Annotated in this window: 13 protein-coding genes; 3 read left to right on the top strand and 10 right to left on the bottom strand. The window is 57.7% G+C overall.

Annotated elements, in window-relative coordinates; genetic code table 11:
• Positions 1–280: 280 nt before the first annotated feature.
• Together GHO25_RS07230 and GHO25_RS07225 are read right to left on the bottom strand one after the other, a co-directional pair.
• The gene (locus GHO25_RS07230; RefSeq protein WP_153390448.1) at positions 281–2,509 is read right to left on the bottom strand and encodes a polysaccharide biosynthesis tyrosine autokinase; all 2,229 of its coding nucleotides are present in this window, start codon (positions 2,507–2,509) and stop codon (positions 281–283) included.
• A 38-nt stretch (positions 2,510–2,547) separates the two neighbouring features.
• Positions 2,548–2,988: a low molecular weight protein-tyrosine-phosphatase gene (locus GHO25_RS07225; RefSeq protein WP_153390316.1), complete on the bottom strand. Its 441-nt coding sequence runs from the start codon at positions 2,986–2,988 to the stop codon at positions 2,548–2,550.
• A gap of 998 nt (positions 2,989–3,986) precedes the next feature.
• On the opposite strand from GHO25_RS07225, the gene GHO25_RS07220 reads away from it, so the two are divergent.
• On the top strand, positions 3,987–4,436 hold the full coding sequence (locus GHO25_RS07220) for a LexA family transcriptional regulator (protein WP_153390314.1): 450 nt from the start codon (positions 3,987–3,989) through the stop codon (positions 4,434–4,436).
• The gene (gene umuC, locus GHO25_RS07215; protein WP_153390312.1) at positions 4,403–5,677 is read left to right on the top strand and encodes a translesion error-prone DNA polymerase V subunit UmuC; all 1,275 of its coding nucleotides are present in this window, start codon (positions 4,403–4,405) and stop codon (positions 5,675–5,677) included. Before GHO25_RS07220 ends, umuC begins: the two co-directional genes overlap by 34 nt.
• 61 nt (positions 5,678–5,738) lie before the next feature.
• Here the strand turns inward: umuC and GHO25_RS07210 are convergent, their stop codons facing one another.
• Positions 5,739–6,089, bottom strand: coding sequence for a DUF6124 family protein (locus GHO25_RS07210; RefSeq protein WP_048369073.1), 351 nt, complete (start codon positions 6,087–6,089; stop codon positions 5,739–5,741).
• A gap of 610 nt (positions 6,090–6,699) precedes the next feature.
• On the opposite strand from GHO25_RS07210, the gene GHO25_RS07205 reads away from it, so the two are divergent.
• Entirely contained in the window at positions 6,700–8,490 is a 1,791-nt protein-coding gene (locus tag GHO25_RS07205) for a bifunctional diguanylate cyclase/phosphodiesterase (protein WP_153390311.1), read from the top strand.
• Positions 8,491–8,977: 487 nt separating this feature from the next.
• Here GHO25_RS07205 and GHO25_RS07200 read toward each other — a convergent pair whose 3' ends face one another.
• The 7 genes from GHO25_RS07200 to GHO25_RS07170 all read right to left on the bottom strand — a co-directional run bounded on the left by GHO25_RS07200 (position 8,978) and on the right by GHO25_RS07170 (position 19,450).
• A complete protein-coding gene (locus GHO25_RS07200; RefSeq protein WP_153390309.1) occupies positions 8,978–9,754 on the bottom strand; it encodes an avidin/streptavidin family protein in 777 nt (258 codons plus the stop codon).
• Positions 9,751–11,076, bottom strand: a complete 1,326-nt coding sequence (locus GHO25_RS07195) for an MFS transporter (protein WP_256677170.1) — start codon at positions 11,074–11,076, stop codon at positions 9,751–9,753. Before GHO25_RS07195 ends, GHO25_RS07200 begins: the two co-directional genes overlap by 4 nt.
• Before the next feature lie 17 nt (positions 11,077–11,093).
• Positions 11,094–11,915, bottom strand: coding sequence for an aspartate/glutamate racemase family protein (locus GHO25_RS07190; RefSeq protein WP_153390307.1), 822 nt, complete (start codon positions 11,913–11,915; stop codon positions 11,094–11,096).
• An 18-nt stretch (positions 11,916–11,933) separates the two neighbouring features.
• Positions 11,934–12,824: a hypothetical protein gene (locus GHO25_RS07185; protein WP_153390305.1), complete on the bottom strand. Its 891-nt coding sequence runs from the start codon at positions 12,822–12,824 to the stop codon at positions 11,934–11,936.
• 52 nt (positions 12,825–12,876) lie between these two features.
• Positions 12,877–14,538 (bottom strand): hydantoinase B/oxoprolinase family protein, encoded by a 1,662-nt coding sequence (locus GHO25_RS07180; protein WP_153390303.1) that lies wholly within the window; start codon positions 14,536–14,538, stop codon positions 12,877–12,879.
• Between the two features lie 2 nt (positions 14,539–14,540).
• Positions 14,541–16,628, bottom strand: coding sequence for a hydantoinase/oxoprolinase family protein (locus tag GHO25_RS07175; protein WP_153390301.1), 2,088 nt, complete (start codon positions 16,626–16,628; stop codon positions 14,541–14,543).
• Between the two features lie 182 nt (positions 16,629–16,810).
• Positions 16,811–19,450 carry a LuxR C-terminal-related transcriptional regulator gene (locus GHO25_RS07170; RefSeq protein WP_153390300.1) on the bottom strand — a complete coding sequence of 880 codons (2,640 nt, stop codon included), beginning with the start codon at positions 19,448–19,450 and terminating at the stop codon, positions 16,811–16,813.
• Positions 19,451–19,667: the final 217 nt, after the last annotated feature.

Raw genomic sequence — 19,667 nt, 5'->3', positions numbered from 1 at the left:
AGAACTTTTAGGCAGAGATAATAAAACGAGTGTCTTGCAGTATTTTTAATTGATTAAATGCTTTTTTTAATTGGTTGCGCAGTTTTTCACTGGGGTTTTAAAGTCGTTTACTTGGCATTATTTGTTTTCTTACATTGATTGGGCATGCTACCGCCCCAAGATTAATTGCTTATCCCTGAGAGCGATGTGGCCTTAAAGTGCAAGATATGTGTTGTGGGTGTTCGTGAAAACGGGACCCTGAGTGTTTCAGAGTCCTTTGGGGATTCAAAATATACTTTTGTTAAGCTTTGTCAGATTTGTACTCGTAGTTGTAATAACCATATGCACCATAACCGTACTTAGCCGATGCGCGCTTTTCAACACCGTTAAAAATTGCACCTTTAAGGTCTATACCATTTTGGGCGAAGCGACGCATAGTCAGTTCCACTTCACGAGCAGGATTAAGTTCAAATCGGGTAACGATAAGGTTCGTTCCTGACTGACGACCAACAATTGCTGCATCTGTGACGGCGAGGAAAGGAGGCGTATCTAGAATTACCATATCGTAGTCAGCGCTGACTTGATTAAGGAACTCAGTAAAGTTTTTATGCATCAGCAGTTCAGAAGGGTTTGGCGGAATTTGGCCGCGACCTATCACGTAGAGGTTTTCTATCTCTGTGCTATGAGTTGCGGTTCTTAGATCGCAGCGTTTAGCTAGTACATCTGATAGTCCATTTTCCACTGGGATATCAAACATTTTGTGGATATAGCCTTTACGCATGTCCACATCGACTAGCAGTACACGCTGACCTGATTGCGCAATAACAGCAGCCAAGTTTGAGGAGACGAAAGATTTACCAACTTTAGGGCTCGGGCCCGAGATCATTAGACGGTTGTTGTCTGCTTCAAGCATGGCGAAGTGCAAGCTGGTTCGCAGGCTGCGCAGTCCTTCAACTGCAAGATCAGTTGGATGGCTGCTCGCCAGCAAAGGTGTCACGCGAGTACCTCGGCCTCCAGTACTTTTATCATCTTCAACTTTTTGCAGCGAGCTGAAGGGAATTGAGGCGTATACCGGAAGGCCTAGTTTCTCGATGTCGTCTGGGTTTTGAACACCACGGTTCAGCGCTCTACGAAAGAGGACATAACCTATTGCTAAAAGAGCACCTAAAAAGGTTGCAATAAGCACGATCAAAGCTTTTTTAGGTTTGACTGGAGTTAGAAGATCTACGTCGGCGGTATCGATCAGGCGCACGTTACCAACTGCACCAGCGCGCATTACATCCAGTTCCTGAGATTTATTCAGCAACTGAGTGTAAATTTCGGTACTGACTTTTAAGTCTCGGGTCAGACTAAGTACTTCTTGCTGTGTCGTAGGTAAGCCTTCAACTTGCTTCGCCAATCGACTTTGTTTGCTAGTTAGCTCCGCAAGCTGCCCCATTAGCGCCCTATAAGCAGGATGCTGTGGAGTAAACTTTCGATCCATTTCTGCCTTTTGCAATTTCAAGGTTGAGATACTTGTATCCAGAGCTACGATCTGATCGAGAATTGCTTTTGCTTCAAGGCTGATATCAATAGATTTGCTGCGTATCTGGAAAGCATTAAGCGCATTTTCAGCTTTTTCTAGATCCTTACGAACTTGCGGTAATTGATCTCTAAGAAAGCCAAGACTTTGTGCTGCCTCTGCTGAGGTGCGTTCAACGTTTTGCTGTACATACAGGCGGGCTATTTCATTAAGCGTCTGAATTGCGACTGTTGGATCTTTATCTTCAAAGGCAAGGGCTATCATGCCCGACTCTTTGCCACGCTCTGTCACGTCCAGTGCTTTTTGGTAATCCATAATAGTGTTAAGGCGTGGATTACGAACGACAGTAAACTTAGTCCCTGGATTTGCGCGTAGGTTTTCAACTTGCAGTTTTACACCATGCTCGTTGATATCTTGGCCAACATTACCTGTGAGCAATAAATTGTTGTCATCATCAAGAAGGCTAAAAGCTCCCGACTCACCCTTGATAAGCGTCAGGTCTTTGCCCAAGAGTTCCCGTGGCACTTCCAACTGTGCAAGCTTGAGCTGTTCACCGCCCCAAGCATAGCTGTTCATGCCCAGCAGCGGGCTTGCTACTTCACCCTCAACTTCTGGTTTAAAGCGACGTGCAACAAACTCACCAATCAGCGGGAAGCGGTTGGGTTCAACAGTGATATCCAGCTTCAGGTTATCTACTGCAGTCCCGATATTTTTACGGGACTTGATCAGCTCAATTTCAGTAGCCGATGGCGACTCTTTACCCAACAAGGTGCTGACATCAGAAAACCCCAACGGGTCATTCTTCTTCGGCTCAACCTGAATCAACGCATTCGCCTGGTACACCGGTGTCGCCAGGAGCGCATACGCCACGCCCGCGGCCATAAATACGCCGGTCACGCCTGCGATCAGCCATTTGTGGTCGATCAGCGTGCCCAGCAACCCCATAAGGTCGATTTCGTCGTTATCGTCTTCGCGGTCATGGGACTTTGTCACGGGAGCTTGCTGCATAATTCGATTCTTTTTCTTCACAGTATTCGAGAATTTGCTCAGCGCTTGAGGCGCTTTGCCCATGCGTTTACAGCTTCTTCAATCAGCGCGTACGCATGGTCGAAGGCGGCTTTCCCCTGGCGATAGGGGTCGTCGATTTCACGGTTGTTTTGCCATTTACCCAACAACAAGACTTTGCCGCGTGCTTCCGGTGCGATTTTCAGTACACCGTCTATATGTTTCTTCTCCATGACAAGGATGAGATCCGAGTCATTTATCAGAGAAGAGTTCAATTGGGTACCGCTGTGGTCGCTCAGGACATGACCTTTGCTCTCAAGGACAGCACGAGCGTTTTTTTCGATGGCGTGGTTTTCCAGGGCGCCCAAGCCCGCAGAGCTCACGGCGATGCCGGAGGGGGCGAGGGCAACCCGCAGCATATGTTCTGCGGTAGGACTGCGGCAGATGTTGCCGACGCAGACAATCAAGATTCGTTTAAACAAGGCAGCTTCCTTTGTGCCAAATATGCTCAGCCGGCGAGAGCATTCAACTAATCGTCACGACCACCATGCCCGCGTTTGGGCAATGGTTGTACCTGTCTATAAAAGCCTATGTGCAGCAATTGCTATGTGGACATGGCCTTCACAAGGCAACAGTTCCCTCTGTTTTAATTACAGATAAGGCCGGTGTGAAGTTGGAGGTGCCGAAAATTTTAACGGCGAAGGGTCTCTCAGATCAACCTTTATGTACAAGATGTAACACGAGGGGCTATATATAGCCTTTTTCAACGATTTTAGTTTGACAAAAAATAACATTTTAGGGCCTTTTTTCTCGGTCAAATCAACCCCTTAGGCGCTGTTGCGTTGCGCTGGCAAGCAGGCCTAAGGGGCAGTTTTCAGGGTGCAGATGAGTATTTATGCGGCTTCTAGGGCTCGTTGTGCGGGTTGGGGTTTGCGCTCACCCACTTGGGTGTGCTTTCGCGGATGCCCATCCTTTCAGATGGCAACCTGTGCCCGGTTCTGGTGCAAGGTGGTGCCCGCTCATCGCCCTGGCTGCACGGGCGCCGGTGGCAGGGTGCATAGGCAATTTTGCGGTAGAACTGTTTACTTATATCTGGCGCTAACTGCCGCTTGGCTCTTCAGAAGTTGCATGACTATTCACCTAAACTTAGTGGTAGTGGCACGGTGATATTGATGTTGATATCAAAACATCAAATTAAGCGATAAGCGGTAAATAGCAGTGTATTACGCGCTTTTGTCACTGAGTTTGACAGTACTTATGCGCCCTAAATGTGTAGGGCGAATCTGAAATTCGCTTCAAGTTAGTGCAATTGCTCCAGATATCGCACAGCGATAAAGCAGAGCATTTAGGTCGGGCATGCGTTTTTGGCAATTTCGGATGCGGCTGGCTCCACCTGTCGAAATTTCTGACATAAAAATTGACCGGGCTCTTACGCCACAGTCTACTGTATGCATGTACAGTTTATGGAAAGGCGCGTGTCATGGGTTTCTCTCTCTTGGGTCCTCTTGCTGAAGGCAGCGTTCGCTTGCCGCTGTGTACGTTCAAGATCCCGGCGGGGTTTCCGTCGCCTGCGACGGACCATATGGAGCAGCCCATCTCGCTGGATGAGGTGCTAAGCCTGCGTGCCCCGCATGTGTATCTGGTGACGATTGATGGCGACAGCATGCAGGGGGTGGGGATTTTTTCGGGTGACCTTGCGGTGGTTGATCGTTCTATTGAGGCGGCAGACGGGGATGTGGTGGTGGCTCTGCTTAATAACGAGCCGATCTGTAAGCGGCTGTGTATTCGTGGCAAGCGCGTGGTGCTTTGCTCCGAGAACCCCAAGTACCCCGACCACCATGTGCTGGAGGGCGATGACTTGTCTATTTGGGGCGTGATTACGTATAGCGTGCAGCCATGGCCACTAAGTTGCCAGCGGTGTTTGCGCTGATTGACTGCAATAGTTTTTATGCCAGTTGCGAGCGGGTGTTTCGTCCGGACCTGGCCAAGGTGCCGATTGTGGTGCTGAGCAACAACGATGGCTGCGTGATTGCGCGCAGTTATGACGCCAAGCCGCACATAAAAATGGGTGAGCCGTATTTTCAGATCAAGGATCGGCTGGAAGCATTGGGGATTGTTGCGTTCTCGTCCAACTATGCGCTGTACGGCGATATGAGTGAGCGGGTGATGAGCCTGATCGAGGCTCAGCTGCCCGCCGTCGAGGTGTACAGCATTGATGAGTGTTTTGCTGACTTGACCGGTATTACCGACCCCAGCGAGGTGGGGCGCCAGTTGCGCAGCAAAATTGTGCAGTGCACAGGGATCCCGGTAGGGGTGGGGATTGCCCCGACCAAAACCCTGGCCAAGTTGGCCAACTACACGGCCAAACGGTTGCAGGCGCGTACAGGCGGGGTGGTTAATTTGTGTGGCGAGCGTGAGCGCAGTTGGGTGCTGCGTAATACGCCGGTGGCTGAAGTGTGGGGCGTGGGCCGGCGCATGACGCTGCATTTGCAAGGCATGGGCATTATGACGGCCATGGATCTGGCCAGTGCTGACCCATGGATGCTGCGCAAAAAGTTTAGCGTGGTGATGGAGAAAACCGCTCGCGAGCTGGCGGGTACGTCGTGCCTGGAGCTGGATGAGCCAGATCCGCCCAAACAAGAGATCTGTTGTAGTCGCATGTTCGGCAAACGCCTGACCGCCATGGCACCTATTAAAGAAGCGGTCGCGACTTATATGATGCGCGCGTCCGAGAAGCTTCGGGCCCAGCGTTCTTATTGCCGCAAGGTGCGGGTGAGTATTCGTACGGGGATGTTCAACCCCGATGAGGCCAAGTACGCCAATGGTGTGGTGGTGACGTTGCCGTACCCGACCGACGACGTGCGCTTGCTCACCAAGGCTGCGGTTGATGCGGTGGAGTTGGTGTTTCGGCCGGGTTTTAAATACAGCAAGGCAGAGGTGCTGTTGCTGGATCTGCGCCAGCCGGGCGAGTTTACCGATGATCTGTTTGCGATTAACCAGCCTGCGGAGGCGTCGCGGGTGATGGCGGTGCTGGACGAGATTAACGGGCGCTGGGGGCGTGGCACGTTGCGCACGGCCAGTGTGCCGAGCCATCCGGAGTGGGCTATGCGCCGTGATTTGATGAGCCAGGGCTATACCACGCGGCTGGACCAGCTGTGGCGGGTAGGGTGAGGTGTATGCATGAATACACGGTTGGGCTGACGCGCCTGTCGCCAAGCAGGCGCGTGCTGCTTTAGTGCGTGGTTAAACCATCCAGCGACTTATCGACGTACGCCCTGGCCAGCTCCACCAGGTGCACGGTCGATAACACCAAACTGCGCGCGTGCCCGCTCATGCCATTTCCTGCCTCACTCGCGGAGGCACCCGCGCAGCGCAACAAGTCTGACGCTTGGGCCAAAGCCGCTTCTAAATTGACGCTGTCCGGGATGACATACGTGGCCAGATCCACGTGTCGTGGAGGTTTGGGTTCGAGCAGGTAAAAATCCAGCGCGCGCTCGGCGGCCGCACGGTCTAACAGCACATCGTTGCACTGGGCAGCATCGAGCAAGGGAAGGGTGGGTGGATCGGGGACAATCTTTTTCATGGGTACAACTCCTAATCACTTAAAGGAGCTGTCACCTGTCGCGACTAAACGAGTGGGTGGCAGCCGTACGCAGGTTAGTCGACCGGTGATCAGGAAACCCGGCGCGCCCGAAGGCGCCCTGCGCACGGCCACCATAAAACGCGGCCGAAAAAAACGCCTCGCACAGGTGGCGCCTTGCGCCTGATCACTTGCCGGGCGACTAAACCCAACCGCTGATGGACAGCGATGGGCCGAGACTATGCCTCGAACTGGACAGGCGCAAGCGAACGGGATTTTCTCGGAAGTTTCGCTCAATTGAAAGCGAAGTGTCGTACGAAATGGCTGATTTTTAAGCGCTGCCGATGTCTTGTTCCGCAGTTTTTGGCTGCTTGCCATCGCTTAAATCGGCAGCGATTTCGTTTGAATGTGCCTTTATTTGAAACAGACCATGGCCCGGTGGTGGCTGGCATAGATTTTGTAAAGCGCCCGCGTGGAGAAACCCTGAGAACGGTGCTTTACTCCAACTCACTTAAAGCGAGAGCTCCGGCGGTAAGGGGTTCAACACGGTGAATACACTGACCGAAGGCCGATCAAGGCTGGAAACCCGGGCCGACTGAATTGAGGACTCTTCATGCCTACAACGCCGGCCACACTGTTAATTGTTGATGATGACGAAGGCATCCGTAAGTTGCTGGAGATCATGCTGGAGGATCAAGGCTATCAAACGCTGAGCGCCCCTTCGGGTGAAATGGCCTTGGCCATGGTGGCCAGGCAACCGCCTGACTTGATCTTGCTCGATGCCATGATGCCGGGCATGGACGGCTACCAAGTGGCCCGCCATATCAAGGCGAACGTGGCGACCGCGAATATCCCGATCATCATGTTGTCGGGCCTCAGCGAGCAAAGCGCACGGCTTTCAGGGCTGGAGGCGGGCGCCGAAGAGGTGCTCAGCAAGCCGGTAGTCAATGATGAACTGTGGCTCAAAGTGCGCAACCTGCTAAGGCTCAAGGCCTTTGGCGATCATCAGGTGGTGCACAGCTTGATGCTCGAGCAGCAATTGCAGAAGCGCACCATCGACGTTGAGCGGTTTCGTTCCGCCATGGGCAGCGACGAGCGCCTGTTGAAAATGGCCAACTACGACCCGCTGACCGGCTTGCCCAACCGCAACCTGTTCTACACCACCTTGCAAATGGGCCTGACCCAGGCCGAGCTTAGAGGCTGGCAACTGGCGGTGTGCAAGGTCGATCTGAATGACTTTAAAAGCTTCAACGACGTGTGGGGGCATTTGATTGGTGATCAGGTGCTGGCCGAGTTTTGTCGTCGGTTGTCCAACTGCCTTAACGTTACCGACACCTTGGGCCGTATGGACGGTCACGAATTGGCCTTGATCTTGATGATCCGCAAAGGCCAGACGGGGCCCAAACAGATCGTGGACCGTATTCGAGAAGTGCTGCGCGAGCCGTTCAGGGTTCAAGAGCAAGACGTGACCATGACCGCAAGCATGGGGCTTGCCCTGTACCCCGATGATGGCGCCGACGCCGAGGGGCTGATCAAACAGGCCAGCACCGCGATGAATCGCGCCAAACAGGCGGGCAGGGACACCTACCGGTTTTACACCGCGCAAATGAATGTCGAAGTGCAGGCACGCCAAGAGCTCGAAACGGCGTTGCGTGATGCGGTACGCAAGCAGGCGTTTGAGCTGTATTACCAGCCGAAGATAAGCCTGCGCGACGGCACCATGTGCGGGGTTGAAGCGCTGTTGCGCTGGCATCGCCCGGGGCTGGCGAGTGTGTCGCCGTCGGTATTTGTGCCGATTCTGGAAGAAATGGGGCTTATCTCCATGGTGGGACAGTGGGTGATTGCCAGGGTTTGTAAGCAAATTGCCTATTGGCAGCGTTCCGGATTGGGCGTGTCGCAGGTGGCGGTCAACGTCTCGGCGCAGCAGATAGCCGAGGGGGATTTTGTGCAAGACATCCAGCGCTCGCTGGACGAACATCAAATCGAGGCTAAATGGCTGGAGCTGGAGTTGACCGAAAGCTCCTTGATGTTCAACACCCCGGAGACCATCGCCAGTTTGTTGGCGTTGCGAGACATCGGGTTGAAGATCTCCATAGACGACTTTGGCACGGGGTATTCGAGCCTTGCTTACCTGAGTCGATTCCCGATTGATAAATTGAAAATCGACATCGCTTTTATCCGCGAAGTCCCGCACAACGCCCAGGACGCGGCCATTACCCGCACCATCATCGAACTGGCCCACAGCCTCAACTTGCAGGTGATTGCAGAAGGTGTTGAAAACTGTGAGCAACTGGCGTTTTTAACAGAGAACGGCTGTGATCAAGTCCAGGGCTACCTGTTGAGCCGGCCATTGCCGACAAAAGAGCTGGAGACGTTATTGCGCGAACAAAGATGTTTTACGTGAGACGCACAGTTGTACCGCGCCCGCTTGTAGTCGCTGACGAGGCACGAGGCTGCGAAAGATCAAAAGACCGCGATCAAGCGCATACACCTGTAGCAGTTGGCGAGCCTTGCGAGGCTACGCAATAGCCAAAATCAAAAGATCGCAGCCTGCGGCGGCTCCTACGCTTTTACCGCGCACCCCTGTAGTCGCTGACGAGGTACGAAGGCTGCGAAAGATCAAAAGATCGCGAGACAAGCTCGCTCCTACAGGTGTATTGCGCGCCCCCCCCGTAGCAGTTGACGAGCTTTGCGAGGCTACGTCCGGGCGCGCAGCGGCCGTAGATCGCAGCCTTCGGCGGCTCCTACGCTTTTACCGCGCCCGCCTGTAGTCGCTGACGAGGCACGAAGGCTGCGAAAGATCAAAAGATCGCGAGGCAAGCTCGCTCCTACAGGTGTATTGCGCACACCTGTAGTCGCTGACGAGGCACGAGGCTGCGAAAGATCAAAAGCTACCCGCGTTTAAACACTAATGCCGTCAGACGTGTTTGTACGTACGTCTGGCCTGGCGCTGTCGGTGCGCTGGTCATTACCGCTAACGCCAATGTTTGATCCTGCATCTGTAAGGTTCCACATAACGACTGTACGTGGGATGAGTGTGCAGTGCTCAGTGCCAGTGATTGCAGCACTAGCCCGCTGGCCATGGCTTTGATGTCGGTAAACCCCACCACCTGTGTCTGGCCCTCGGCATTGATCAAAAAGCCCTGCACACGGCCCGCTCGACCTTCTTTGGTGGCTTCAACCCACAGGTTTAAACCCGTGCCGTCCGGCGCGATCCATATGCCTGTCAGCGGGTTGTCGACGCGCGACGCTATGGCAGTAGCCCCTGTCGGCACCGCGCGTTGCATACGGCCGGGCCTGCGATACACCAGTTTGTCGACGTAGGTTCCCTGCGTGGCAAGCCCCGTAAAGTCACTGCTGGCGACCAGTAAATGCGAGAGGGTCAACACCTCTTCCTGCCCCTGCAAACTGATTTGTCCGCAGAGTGAGGATGACCAGTTCCAACTGGGGTCTGCCGTGCCTTTGCCGACGCAATGCCAGTCGATGGCCAGCGCCACGGGTTGACCCAGTGTCGCCGTGGCGGCTGTGTCCAGTTGGTAACCGCTGACTTCGTACTGCCCCGTGGAACCCGTTGAAGACTGGTAAACCCCCGACACTTTATTACCCTCAACGACCAGGCTCATCAGCGAGCCGTATTCATTGGTCCAAAGGCCTGCACCCGGGCTCATTGCAACGCCTTCCCTTGCGTCTCCGGAATAAACACCACCATCAGCACGGTGACTAACATGAAGCCGTTGATGAGGGTGGTGGTCAGGTTGAAGGATGACCCATAGGCCACCAGCACGCCGATGATGGACGGTGCCAGGATGTTGGCCACGCGTTGGGCAAAGACTGCCCAGCCATAGCCGATGGTGCGCAGTGGGGTGGGGTAGAGTTCGGCGATCCAGGTGCCCCACACGCCCCAGGCGCCGAGGCTGAAGAAGGCCAGGGCAAAGTTGCTGAGGTAGAGCATTTCCAGGCTCTGGACGTTGGCAAAGGCGTACCCGGCCACGACGGAGGCGCTGATGAAGGCGATGATGACTTTTTTACGCCCCAAACGGTGGGTCAGCCAGGAGGCGGCCATGTAGCCCGGGATCATGCACAGGGCTGACAGGGCAATAAAGCCGTAGCTTTGTGGCAAGTTGAGGCCGCGCTGCTGGAGCAAGGTCGGGAGCCAGGTTTGCAGGCCCCAATAGCCCCACGAGAAGGTGAAGTTGACGGCAATTTGCAACACGCTGACTTTGCACAGCGCGGCGTTGAACAGTTCACGCTGATGGCCCCGGCTGGTCTGGTCGATGTGCAGTCGGCAATGCTCCGGGACTTGCACCGCGCCTCGGCTGAGCCGGGCAATCACGGCGCGGGCCTGGGTTTGTTTACCGGCACCTGCCAGCCAATAAGGCGATTCCGGCACCCAATACGCAACCACCAACGCCCATAAACTGCCCATTGAGCTCAGCACGATAATCGCCCGCCAGCCCCATGGCAGCAGCCACACGGTCGCGCCCAGCGCCAACAACATGCCGACCGGCCAGCCTGCCGCGAGGTACACCGACAACGCGCCGCGATAGCGCAAGGGCAGTAGTTCCTGAAAATGGGCAAAGGTGACGACCATCATGCCCACCGCCGCCACACCCGACAGCAGTCTGAGGCTGTACAGGGTGACGTAATCGGGGGCAAAGGCGCTGGCCAGCGAGATCACGCCATAGGTCGCCAGGCTCAATATGATGGCGCGTTTGCGGCCGATGCGTTCAGCCACTTTGCCCCAGGCCAGCGACCCCAGCAGCATGCCGATAAACATGGCGCCAATCAGGTTGCCGACGGCGATGGTGTCGAGGCCGAAGTCGTTGGCGATCAGTGGCGAGGTGTAGACGATGATCATCATTTCCCACGCTTCAATCGCAAAGACAAAAAACAGCGCCAGGCAGCTTTTTAAATGTTCGCGGGTCAAGGGCACGGTGCGAAATACATCACCGACCTGCCGGGTTGTTGTGGTGTCAGGCGTCATGCTCATAAGGGCTGCATCCAGGATTAGGCGTTGATGCGGTTGCCAATTGGCACCGGTTCTTGAAACAGCCCGAAGGCCTTGATCTCTGCTTCGGATGGCGGCTCACAACTGCCTACCCGGCTGGGGCTCCAGCCAAAGCGGCGTTTCATGCCCGCTGCGGCTTCGGCCACTTTGAACGCGGCGACCACCGGGTCAATGACCGGTACGCCGATTTGCGCCTGTACCTCTTCGAAGAAGCCGAACTCGATGGTGCAACCGAGGATGATGGCTTCTGCGCCGTCTTGTTCGACGGCCAGCCGGGCCTGTTCAATGATGGTTCGGCGGGTGAGGGCGTGATCGCGCTGGAACTCGTCCACGCCCATGCCCAGCGAGCGCATGGAGGCCAGCCGGTCTTGCGCGCCGTAAGCCCGGATGCGCCCGTGCATCTGCTCTATCCATTTGTTGCGCCCCACAATGATCGAGAACCGGTTGGCCAGATTGGCAGCCACTTGCACGCTGGCCTGGCAAGGGCCGATGACCACGGTCTGGCCAGAGATTTCTCGGGCATCTTCAAGGGCCGAGTCGTAGAAGCAGCCCAGTACCAGCGCGTCGATGTTGTGCTGGGCGCTGTCGCGGGCTATGTGCACGATGGGCGCGTAGGTCAGCGCTTCATACGCGCGGTATTCGAGATGCGTGGAGCTGGCCGCCATGGCCAGCGACAGCACTTCAACGCGGGTCGAAGGCAGTTTGATGGCGTGCAGCAGTTCACTGATCGGCGCATTGAAGGTGGGGCGGCCAATCGGGTTCAGCCAGCGCACGGTGACCGGCACGTCGTGTGCCGGGGTGGGAAATGTCGGGGTGTCCATGGGGGTGGCCTCGCAAGGTTAAAAGAACTTCACCAGCGCCATGGTCAGGGCGTTGGAATGCTTTAGGTTGGCGCTGTGGTAGTAGTCAACATTGAGGTTGGCGGAGATGAAGAGGCCGTCCTCGGCAAACCCGGTGTAGGTCATGGACGGGCCGATCTTGCCGGCCCGCGACACGTTGAAGTCCGAGGCGGTGGTGTTGTTGATGTGGTAGACGTGGTGCACGCCCAGCCACAGGTCTTCGGTTACCAGATACCCGGCGGCAATGTCGCCCAGCCACAGGCTGACCCCGCCGCGCAGTTGGGCGGGGTCGCCCGCGCCCAAGTCGGTCGCGTGGCGGTTGCGGGCGGCATAATGGATGCCTGCGGGGGTGAAGGTGACGGCGAAACGGCCCACACGCAGGTAGTTGGCGACGCTGAAACTCACGGCGTAACGATTGGCAAAGGCGCCGTGGCCGGTCAGATCGTCATTGCCGTTGGGGAATTCGACCATCAGCGTAGGGTTGGTCCAGAACGTGGTGTAGTCATCTGAGCCCATGTCGCTAGTGGGCTCGACCACGTTGTAGTAGTACGAAAACCCGACATTGGGCGAGGCAATGCCCCACGCGCTGCTGTCACGGGCGCCGTTGCTGCTGGCGTAGCCGGGGATGGCGCCTACCCAAAATTGCAGTTGATCACGGGTGGTGCCGGTGAAACCGGTCTCGGAGAAGTACGCCAGCACCGTATTGGCGGCCACGCTGAGGTCGCCGTCGGTGGTGCGGTTGAGCATCGGAAATGACTCCACCGCCCAGCTGCCCGGGATTCCGGGTTGGGCGAATCCGATAAATTGCTCGCCCAGAGCCAGCGGGCTGGAACTCAGGGTGCAAGCGAGTGCAAGACCGACGCTGAGGCGCCGTGCAAAGTGTGTGTGCATGGTTGAGCTCTCTTTATTGTTGTTTTTGTTTGAAGCCGTGTTTCAGCCCAGGTCAGCCTTGAACGCCATACACCGCGTGGGCGGTGGCGGCGTCGACATAGCCGTTTTTCAGGTCATCGCGCACCGCGTCCTTGCAGCGTTTGCCGGGTGGGCCAAAGCCGCCGCCCGCGCCGGTGCGTACGCGCACCAGGTCACCCGCATTCAGGGGGATGCTGCTGGCCATGGCGTAGCGTTCGTGCGCGCCGCTGTGCTGGCGGATCACTTCTACGTAGTTGAGCGAGCCGGGCTCCCCCTGTTGCAGGCCCCACGGCGGCACGACCGAGCGGGTGTAGCCGCAGGTCATGAAGCTGGCGTCGGAGCGCACCCGATAGTCGATGCAGATACCCCGGCCACCCCGAAACTGGCCGTGGCCGCCGGGTTCGTCGTTCAGTGCCATGCGCTCGACATACAGGCCGTAGCGGACTTCGCAGATCTCGACCGGGCAGTTGTAGGTTTCGCCATGCAGGCCTGAGTACATGGCGTTATTGCCGTCGCGGCCCGGTTCGGCGCCCCAGCCGCCGATTTCGGGTTCGACCAGGGTGAACAGGCGCCCGGTGTCCGGGTGCACGCCGCCAATGATGGTGGCGCACACCGAGGCGAAATTGCCGGCCGGCAGGCGCTCGGGGAACGCCGTGGCCAAACAGCGCAGGAGCAGGTCGTAGACCCGGATCATGTTTTCGAAATAAAAGCCCTCGGCGGCGGGTGCCTGCGCATCAAACAAGGAACCGGGGCGCGTCAGTACCTTGAGCGGGCGAAAGGTGCCGCCGTTGGTTACGCCCTGCGGGGCCGTAAGCGCCTTGAATGCCATTTGCGCTGCCACCACGGCGCCGTCGCGGCTGAGGTTGACGGGGCCTGCGCACTGGTCGGGGTTGTCGCGCAGATCAATCAGCAGTTCTGTTTGGCTGATGGTAATACCGACCTTGAATACGCTGGCGTCGTCTTGCGGTTCGCTCAGGTTGAGGGTAGTACCGGGCAAGGTTGCCAGGGCCTTGAGCGAGATTTTTTCGCCCAGGTCCATAAAGTCGCGCATGGCCTGCAAAAACAGATCGGTACCGTATTTGCTGTTCAGTTGCTGCAAGCGCAGAGCGCCACCGCGCACGGCGGCGATACCGGCCCACAAATCCCCCTCCATAAAGTCCGGCATGCGCGAATTGGCGCGCAATATTTGCAGCACCGAACGAATCGGCTGCCCGCGGCTGATCAACTTGACCGACGCCAGGCGCAAACCCTCCTGAAAAATATCAACGGCTTCAGTCGATAACGAGCCGGGCACCATGCCGCCCACGTCATTCCAGTGGGCGATGTTGGCTGTCCAGGCCACCAGTTGCCCGTCAGCAAACACCGGCATGGCCAGCACCACGTCATTGAGGTGTGTAACTGCGCCGCCGTCGTGTGGGTCGTTGCTGATAAACACGTCGCCGTCTTCGATTTCATCGGCGTGGTGGTGCTTGAGAATTTGCTTCACGGCCTTGTCGAGCACTCCGACAAAGGCCGGGATTCCGGCGCCCGAGCTGGCGATATCGCCCTGTGCGTCGGTAATGCCGGTGCCCATGTCGAGCACTTCATAGATAATCGGGCTCATCGCGGCTTTGCGCATGGCGGCAAACATTTCATCAGCGATGGCCTGCAAAGCGTTCTGGATGATGTCGCGGGTAAAAATATCGAGGCTGTGCATGTTTACGCTCCGTTGCCATCGAGGGTGATATGCAAGTTGCCGAGTTGATCGACCCGCACGTGATTGCCGGGGTGGATCACCACCGTGGTGCCTGAGTCTTCAACGATGGCCGGGCCGCCGAAGGTCATGTTCGGCTCAAGCAAGGCATAGTCGTAGAGCGCGGCCAGATGCACGCCCTGAAGGGCAAAGTCGACGTTGCGCTGGCCTTTGCGGGCGGCTTGCAGGGGGCGGCCGGTGACGGGCAGGGCCTGGGGGATCAATTTGCCGATCTCGGCCACGGCTATCAGGTGAAAACCGACAATTTCAACCGGTGCCTGCAGGCGGTAGGTGTAGTGCTGCTCGTATAACGCGTGAAAACGCTGCTCGATCGCGGGCCAGTGTTCGGCGATGGCTTCATGGCTGTTCAGCGCAACCTCGACCGAGTGCTCCTGGTTTTGATAACGCAGCTTGGCGAACACCTGCAGTTGCACCTGAGCTGGCGCCATGTTCTCGGCCACGAATTGCTCGCGGGCCGCGTGCATCAGCGTTTCAAGTGCGCATTGGGTGTCAGCCAGGGCGGCGGGTTGGGTGGTGTCCACGAAGCGGTTGATAAACAGGTCGCGGCGCAGATCGGACAAGGTCATGCCCCACGCCGAAAACACCGCCGCGCTGCGCGGGACGATGACCTTTTTAACCCCCAGCTCTTGCGCGAGGGCTACGGCGTGCAGGGCACCGCCACCACCAAATGCCATCAAGGTGAGTTCGCGCGGGTCATGGCCACGACTTAGCGAGACCAGCTTTAGCGCGTTGACCATGTTGTCATTGGCCAGCCGCACGATGCCGCGTGCGATCTCGATGGGCGGCAGCTGTAAACGCTCGCTGAGCAGGTCCAGCCCGCGGGCGACTGCGCCTTGGTCGGCGGTCAGTTCGCCGCCGCAAAAGTAGTCCGGGTTGATCCGGCCCAAGGCCAGGTTGGCGTCGGTGGTGGTGATGTGTTCACCGCCATTGCCGTAGGCGGCCGGGCCGGGCAAAGCCCCTGCGGACTGTGGCCCGACGTGCAGTTTGTCAAAATCATCGACCCAGGCAATCGAGCCGCCACCGTTGCCGATCTCTACCAGATCCACCACCGGCACCATGATCGGATAGCCCGCGTGGGTGCTGTCACGTTCTATCCAGTAGTCGGTCTTGATGCTGACCTGACCGTTCTGGATCAAGGCGCACTTGGCGGTGGTGCCGCCAATGTCCAGCCCAAGCAGATTGGGTTCATCGATCAAACGCCCGAGTTCGGCTGCCGCCCAAAAACCGCTGGCAGGCCCGGATTCAACCATGGTGATGGGGGTTTGCCGGGCGTGCGCCAGGCTGTCGACACCGCAGTTGGACTGCATGATGTACAGCGGCGCCTGATACCCCGCGTTGCGTAAACCGGCCTGTAATTCATCGAGATAGCGCGCCGCAATGGGCTGTACGTATGCCGACAGTACGGTAGTGCTGGAGCGCTCGTATTCGCGCCACTCGCGGGTGATCTGGTGTGAAGCGACCACCGATACGTCGGGCCAGAGCCTGCGGACTTCGGCCAGCAGTGCTTGTTCATGAACGGGGTTGGCGTAGGCGTGAAGCAGGCAGATGGCTACTGCTTCGACGCCTTCACAGCGCAAGGTATTGAGCAGGTCGGGCAGTGTCGACAGGTCCAGTGGCTCGCGCTCGCGGCCATCGGTGTGCAAGCGGCCATTAACTTCCAGGCGCAGGTAGCGCGGCACGAAAGGGGCGGGTTTGACCCATTTGAGGTTGAAGTAATCCGGACGATTGGCCCGGGCAATCTCCAGAATGTCGCGAAAACCGCTGGTGGTGATCAGCGCCGTTTTGACACCCCGGCGCTCGGTCAAGGCATTGATCACCACCGTGGTGCCGTGAGCGAGAAAATCAACCTTTTCCAGCGCCACGTCGGCCTTTTGAATGACGTTGAGCACGCCTTCGGCGAAGTTTGGTGCGGTGGTGTCAACCTTGGCCGTGCGAATCTGTTGTTGGCCAGTGGCGGTGTCGGTTTCGAAATACACCAGATCCGTGAACGTGCCGCCGACATCCGTGGCAACCCGTACGATTTTGCCGTCCATACCCACAGGGCATCTCCTGTTGTGATTGTTTTTGCTGGAGGCAGCGCAAGGCCTGCCCGGCGTTGTACCGGGGTCGATGCTAGGGGCGCGTGTGGGCGGGGGGCTACGGAGCCGAAGGGTAGGGCAGCCGCATGTTCTGCCATGAGCTACCCCAACGGGTAGGTTTGGTGTTTGTATTCCGGTTACAACGGTGGGGCAATCAGGCCTTGGCGCAGGGCCATGTTGATGGCGCTGGTGCGGTTGTCCACCGACAGCTTGGTGTAGATGTTTTTCAGATGGAATTTCACGGTGTTTTCAGACACGTCCAGCGCCTGGGCAATGGCTTTGTTGTGCTGGCCGCAGGCGAGCAGCGTCAGGACTTGGGATTCTTTAGGACTGAACGGGATCTTTACCCGCAACGGCTGCGCCCGCCAACTGCGCAGCCGGCTAATCACCGGTTGCAGGGCCGGCAGCGCTTCTGTGTAGTGTTCCAGCACGGGCAGCAGGCACGGCCCGACTTCCAGCAGCAAGCCGGGGACTGCGTTTTCACACAGCGGCAGCAGGGTGGCCAGTACGTCGTCTGCCTGTTGGGGGATTTGCGCTTTGTGCAAGGCCACCAAAGCCAGCAATTTCAAGCGCCAACTCGGCAGCAACAACCCTTTGTCATGCAAGTGCGCCGCGTCACGTTGCAGGCGACTGAGCGCAACCTGAGAGGCGCCGGTGGCGATGTGCAAGCGGCTCAGCGCCAGGCTGGCCGCTTCGAGGTTGCGCCAGTCTTGCTGAGGGCTTTGGGTGTGCAGGTCTGCTTGTTGCGCCTCTTTACGGGCCTGCGTCAGCATCCCGCCCTGTACCAGCGCGTCGACCCGCCAGGCGTTGATCAATTGCTGCAATCGCGGCCAATTGCGGATGCTAGCCAGTTGCGAAACGCGATCCAGCTCATGCAACGCAGGGTGCAAGCCCTTGGCCTGCAAGGTCGTGCGCCAAGTGACTTCGGCGGTACCTGCCACGACTTCCAGCCAACCGTCGGCATATTCCAGCGCTGCCCAGCCATCGTTGAGCCACGGCGTCGTTTGCTCCCAGTGGCCTTGCCAATAATCCTGACGGGCCTTTAAACAGCCGATGAGCGCTTTCAACGAGCTGTCACCCCCAAAGTGGCTTTGGACAAAGGCCAGCGTGCTGTTGATCAAGGTGCTGGATGCCTGCATTTGCCCGCTCAGGGCCAGCAGTTGCGCCTCGTGCAGGCAGCAGTAACTTTCGCCGCGCGGGCTGGCTACCAACTGCATTTGTACCTGCGCTGTGCGGATGCTGCGCAGGGCCTGTGGCATGTCGCCACGGATCAGCAAATGCAGGGTGTTTACGCATTCAAGCGTGGCTTGGGCGAGCAGTTCTTCGGGGTGTTCGCCTAGACATTGGGGCGGCTCGTCATGTTCGAAGCGGTCCAGATACGCATTGGACAAGGTACGTATCACATAAAAGTCGCGCAGCAGGCGCGGCTCACCTTGCAGCGACTTTTGCGCGAGTTCCAGCCGTTGCGTACACAGGGCATGCTCACCCAGCTTGGCGTGCAGGTAGGCTTGCAGCAGCAACAGGTCGGGCGCATTGCGCCGGGTGTGTTCATCAAACTGTTGCACCAGGCTTTGTGCATAGCGAATGCCTTGGCGCAGTACCAACGCCCAGCCACCCGCCTGCACCACCAAAGTAATTGCCAGCACGGTGTCCTTGGCCTTGAGGGCGTGGGCCACGGCTTGTACCCAATCGCTGGCTTGCGCCAGCCAGTGGGCGGCTGCGCGGTGGATGCGCCGGGCTTGCGTGAGGCACACCCGCGGGCTCAAAAAATCACGCAGCAGGCCGTGATAACGAAACCATTGGCGCTCGGCGTCCAGTGGCATCAGCAGCGCATCAAGGTGGCTGAGCTGGCTAAGTAATTGCGCGCTGTCCGTGCGTTCACGCACCGCATCGGCCAGCTCGGCATTGAAGCGTTCGAGCAATGACGTTTCGAGCAAAAAAAGCTGGCATTGCGGCGAGAGGCTGCCCAGCACTTGCTCGGCCAGGTAGTCAGCCACATCCGTGACACAACCGCAAAACGCCCCCAAACCGTACACATTGCCTTCATGGCTTTCTCGCCAGAGGCGCGCCAACTGCACGGCGACGGCCCAGCCTTCGGTGGTGCGATGGATGTGCTGAACATCGCTGGTCTGGGCATGTGCTCCGAGAATACTGCGGGTCTCGTCTTCTGACAGGCTCAGTTGGTGGGCAGACACTTCCTGCACCCAGCCGTTGGTTTTCCAGCGGGCCAGGGGCCAGGCCGGACGGGTGCGGCTGGCGACCACCAGATTCAGCCAAGGTGTTGCCTGTTCAAGCAGCGTGCAGACGATGTGATCGACTTCTTTGCAGGTCACGTAGTGATAGTCGTCCAGCAGCAGCGTGATCGGGTGGTCAGCGTGAGACAGCGCGTGCAGCAACGCAGACAGGGTTCGCAGCGGCTGGGCGTCCAGCGATTGAGTGGCGGCCAGGTGTGAGAGAGGCCCCAGCTCCAACCCGGCGCGTTCGAGGGCCAGAATAAGGTAGGCCAAAAAGCGATTGGGCTCGGCGTCGGCTTCATCCAGCGAAAGCCAGGCGAGGTGGGCAGGGGCAGGGCGAGCCAGCAGTTCCTGGCGCCATTGCATCAGCAAAATGGTTTTGCCGTAGCCGGCGGGCGCGACGACCAGCAGCAAAGGGGGTGAAGGTTGTTGGCGCAATGACGCGAGCAGGGTTTCGCGCACCTTAGACGTCAGCAGGGTATGCGGCGGGGTCAATTTACCGATCCAGCACCAGGTGCTGGATGAAGTGGGCTGAATGCTCATGGTGAGAAGGCCGATCTCAAGGGCTGAGCATCCAGAGCTTGTCCCCCTCGGCCAACACCGCCAAGTCGGCCATTGCCGAGTTCCGCGTAAGAAGTTGCCCTACAGCCCGTAGTCGCTGACGAGGCACGAAGGCTGCGAAAGATCAAAAGATCGCGAGCAAGCTCGCTCCTACAGATGTTTTGCGTGCAACCTGTAGCAGTTGACGAGCTTTGCGAGG

The organism is Pseudomonas sp. FSL R10-1350, assembly GCF_009600525.1.
In the GTDB taxonomy this organism is placed as follows: Bacteria; Pseudomonadota; Gammaproteobacteria; order Pseudomonadales; family Pseudomonadaceae; genus Aquipseudomonas; species Aquipseudomonas helleri.
Note: the sequence above shows the minus strand (reverse complement) of the source record. Positions and strands in the feature narration are given on the sequence as shown.

Coding starts and splice junctions, on each gene's coding strand:
- GHO25_RS07180 (WP_153390303.1), bottom strand. CDS start 14,538: ATGCACAGCCTCGATATTTTTACCCGCGACATCATCCAGAACGCTTTG.
- GHO25_RS07170 (WP_153390300.1), bottom strand. CDS start 19,450: ATGAGCATTCAGCCCACTTCATCCAGCACCTGGTGCTGGATCGGTAAA.
- GHO25_RS07200 (WP_153390309.1), bottom strand. CDS start 9,754: ATGAGCCCGGGTGCAGGCCTTTGGACCAATGAATACGGCTCGCTGATG.
- GHO25_RS07220 (WP_153390314.1), top strand. CDS start 3,987: ATGGGTTTCTCTCTCTTGGGTCCTCTTGCTGAAGGCAGCGTTCGCTTG.
- GHO25_RS07190 (WP_153390307.1), bottom strand. CDS start 11,915: ATGGACACCCCGACATTTCCCACCCCGGCACACGACGTGCCGGTCACC.
- umuC (WP_153390312.1), top strand. CDS start 4,403: ATGGCCACTAAGTTGCCAGCGGTGTTTGCGCTGATTGACTGCAATAGT.
- GHO25_RS07175 (WP_153390301.1), bottom strand. CDS start 16,628: ATGGACGGCAAAATCGTACGGGTTGCCACGGATGTCGGCGGCACGTTC.
- GHO25_RS07185 (WP_153390305.1), bottom strand. CDS start 12,824: ATGCACACACACTTTGCACGGCGCCTCAGCGTCGGTCTTGCACTCGCT.
- GHO25_RS07205 (WP_153390311.1), top strand. CDS start 6,700: ATGCCTACAACGCCGGCCACACTGTTAATTGTTGATGATGACGAAGGC.
- GHO25_RS07230 (WP_153390448.1), bottom strand. CDS start 2,509: ATGCAGCAAGCTCCCGTGACAAAGTCCCATGACCGCGAAGACGATAAC.
- GHO25_RS07195 (WP_256677170.1), bottom strand. CDS start 11,076: ATGAGCATGACGCCTGACACCACAACAACCCGGCAGGTCGGTGATGTA.
- GHO25_RS07210 (WP_048369073.1), bottom strand. CDS start 6,089: ATGAAAAAGATTGTCCCCGATCCACCCACCCTTCCCTTGCTCGATGCT.